General features: G+C 62.0%; 3 protein-coding genes. 2 read left to right on the forward strand and 1 reads right to left on the reverse strand.

Annotated elements, in window-relative coordinates:
• Together KDL09_RS20295 and murJ are read left to right on the forward strand one after the other, a co-directional pair.
• Window positions 1-471: Sua5 family C-terminal domain-containing protein (locus KDL09_RS20295; protein ID WP_294389208.1), on the forward strand; the 471-nt coding region annotated here is incomplete at its 5' end.
• Entirely contained in the window at window positions 468-2084 is a 1617-nt protein-coding gene (gene murJ / locus KDL09_RS20300; protein ID WP_294389210.1) for a murein biosynthesis integral membrane protein MurJ, read from the forward strand. The genes KDL09_RS20295 and murJ, both read left to right, overlap by 4 nt.
• A 45-nt stretch (window positions 2085-2129) precedes the next feature.
• Here murJ and KDL09_RS20305 read toward each other — a convergent pair whose 3' ends face one another.
• Window positions 2130-2786 carry an ATP-dependent Clp protease proteolytic subunit gene (locus KDL09_RS20305; protein WP_294389212.1) on the reverse strand — a complete coding sequence of 219 codons (657 nt, stop codon included), beginning with the start codon at window positions 2784-2786 and terminating at the stop codon, window positions 2130-2132.
• Between the last annotated feature and the right edge of the window lie 71 nt (window positions 2787-2857).

Below are 2857 nucleotides of genomic sequence, written 5' to 3' on the forward strand. Positions count from 1 at the left end.
AAGATCGAGCCCGGGCCACCGAAGCCGCTCATCACCATCGTGCGTCCGGGGCCGGTCACGCCGGAAGATTTGAAGGCCTATGGCAAGGTCAAGGTCGCCATTCGCAGCGTTATTGACGGTCCGGCGGAGTCGCCCGGTCAGCTCGCCTCCCACTACGCGCCGCGGACTCCGCTGCGCCTGCTTGAGCGTCCCTCCGATTTTGTGCCCGAACCCGGCAAGCGCTACGCCCTCATGAGCTACCGCGGCGAGGAAAAGGACGGCTACCTGCATCTCGCGGATTGGGAGGAGATCATGATGCTCAGCCCCGGCAAGGGCAAGCTGCCAGAGGCCGCCGTGCGCTTCTTCCATGTCCTGCGCCGACTCGATGAACTCGGCGTGGACGAAATCATTGCGGAACCGTTGCATGAACACGGCATGGGAATCGCCATGATGGACAAACTGCGGCGCGCCAGCGTCCGCTTTGCACCATGAGCGACGAAAAGAAAGACACCGCCTCCCAAGCACGGTCCACCGGGGTCGTTTCCATCGCCATTCTCTGCAGCCGCGTGCTCGGTCTCGTGCGCGACCAGATGCTGAACGGCTTTTTCGGAGCCGCCTTCACCGGCATCTTTACCGCTGCCTTCCGCACGCCGAACATGCTGCGCGATCTTTTCGCCGAAGGCGCCCTCTCCACAGCCTTTGTCACCACCTTTTCGAAGAAGATGAAGACCGAGGGCGACGACGCGGCCTGGGTGCTCGGAAGGAAGATGATCTCGCTTTCGATGTGGTTCATGACGCTCGTCGCCATCGCCGGCGTGGCGTTGGCGCCCATTCTCTTTCGCATCCTCACGCCCGGCCTGAGCGAGGAGGCCAAGGTGCTCGGTACCTGGCTGGCGCAGATCATGTATCCTTTCATCGCGCTCGTGTCCGTCACCGCGTTGGTGATGGGCATGCTGAATTCGAAGAAGGTTTTCTTCATTCCCGCCGTCGCCTCCGCCTTCTTCAATCTGGGCTGCATCCTCGGAGGTGTGATCCTCGCCTGGCTCATTGATCCCGGGTTCCGGCACGGTCAGGTGAGTGAAAAGGGTCTCACCGGATTTGCCATTGGCACCCTGATCGGCGGTGTGCTGCAGCTCGCCGTGCAGCTGCCTTCGTTGCATCGCGTGGGTTTCCGCTTTCGCTTCGACTTCGGCTGCAAGGATCCCGCCGTGAAGGAGGTGCTGCACCTCATGTGGCCGTCCATGCTGGCCGCCAGCGGCACGCAGGTCGCCGTGCTGCTGAACTCCATCTTCGCTTCCTTCACCGAAGGCCGGGAATCCTCGCTCGCCTGGCTGGCGAACGCCCAGCGTCTGCAGCAGCTCCCCCTCGGCCTGTTCGGCGTCGCTGTCGCGACGGTCACGCTGCCCATGCTCTCGCGCCTCGCCACGGAGGGCATGACGCCCGCGTTTCGCGGAGCGCTGGCGAAGGGGCTTCGCCTTGTGCTCTTCCTCACGCTGCCCTGCGCCGTCGGACTTTCGCTACTGGCCCGCGAAATCATCTCCGTCATCTTCGAGCACGGCAAATTCACTGCCTACGACGTGGCCAACACCGCCGCGCCACTACAGGCTTATGCGTTCGGCCTCATTTTCTACGCCGCCATCAAGGTGTTGCAGCCAGCATTTTACACCATCAATCGCCGCTTCATCCCGATGATGGTCAGCCTCGGCGTCATCGTCTTCACGGCCGGCGTGAATTCCATCACCGTCTTTGTGCTGAAGTGGGATCACACCGCGCTCGCCTGGGCCACGGCCACCGGACTCGCACTGAACTTCTTCACGCTCTATCTCTGCATGCGCCGGTTCGCCTCCGGTTTGGAGACGCGGTTTCTCCTCCGCTCCCTTCTTCGGCTTGCCGCGGGCATTGCCGTCATGTCCGTGGTCTGTCTGTCTGCCAAATACACCCTCATGGCCGACTGGGCGCAGTTCAGTCTGATCGCCCGTTGCGCCGCGCTCGGCGTCACCATCAGCGCCGCCGCCGCCGCCTACTTTGCCGTTACCAAGGCTCTGAAGGTGGAGGAGTCAGGCGAGTTTCTTTCGATCCTCGGCCGTCGTTTCGGCAAACGGTAGGCGGGCCTGATCCTCCTTAATGCAAGTCGTAAGCTGCCTTGGGACTTACTTGTCGTCGCCGGGTAGATCCTTTTTCCCTTCGAGGACTTTGTCCACGAGGCCGTATTCGGCGGCCTGGGCGGCGGACATGTAGTTGTCGCGGTCGGCGTCGCGCTCGATCTGCTCGACGGACTTGCCGGTGTGATGGGCGAGGATGCGGTTGAGGCGCTTCTTGAGGTTGAACATGTATTCGACTGTGCGCTCAACGTCAGACGCGGTGCCGCGTGCGCCGCCGGAGACCTGATGAATCATGATGTCAGAGTTTGGCAGGGCGTAGCGCTTGCCCTTGGTGCCCGCGGCGAGAAGCACCGCGCCCATGGAGGCGACGAGGCCGATGCTGTAGGTGCAGACGTCGCAGGTGAGAAATTGCATCGTGTCATAGATGGCGAGGCCGGCCGTGACGCTGCCGCCGGGGCTGTTGACGTAGATGTTGATGTCCTTTTTCGGGTCCTGCATCTGCAGGAACAGAAGCTGGGCGATGATGATGGAGGCCATCGTGTCATTCACCTCACCACCGAGGAAGATGATGCGGTCCTTCAGCAGGCGGGAGTAAATGTCATACGCGCGCTCTCCACGGCCTTCGGATTCGATGACGGTCGGAACCATGTAGCTGGCGTGCGGGGCGATGATGGAGGGGAAATCGGAGTTCTGGCTGGGGGTCATGGTGGGAATGAAGAGGTTGCGGGGAGGGTTGTCAAACCTGTGGGATGGCGAATACGGTAAATGACGAAACC

It is taken from the genome of Prosthecobacter sp. (assembly GCF_020439865.1).
Lineage (GTDB): Bacteria > Verrucomicrobiota > Verrucomicrobiia > Verrucomicrobiales > Verrucomicrobiaceae > Prosthecobacter.

Excerpts from the sequence above, each read along its gene's own strand:
- murJ (WP_294389210.1), top strand. The coding sequence starts at position 468 with ATGAGCGACGAAAAGAAAGACACCGCCTCCCAAGCACGGTCCACCGGG.
- KDL09_RS20305 (WP_294389212.1), bottom strand. The coding sequence starts at position 2,786 with ATGACCCCCAGCCAGAACTCCGATTTCCCCTCCATCATCGCCCCGCAC.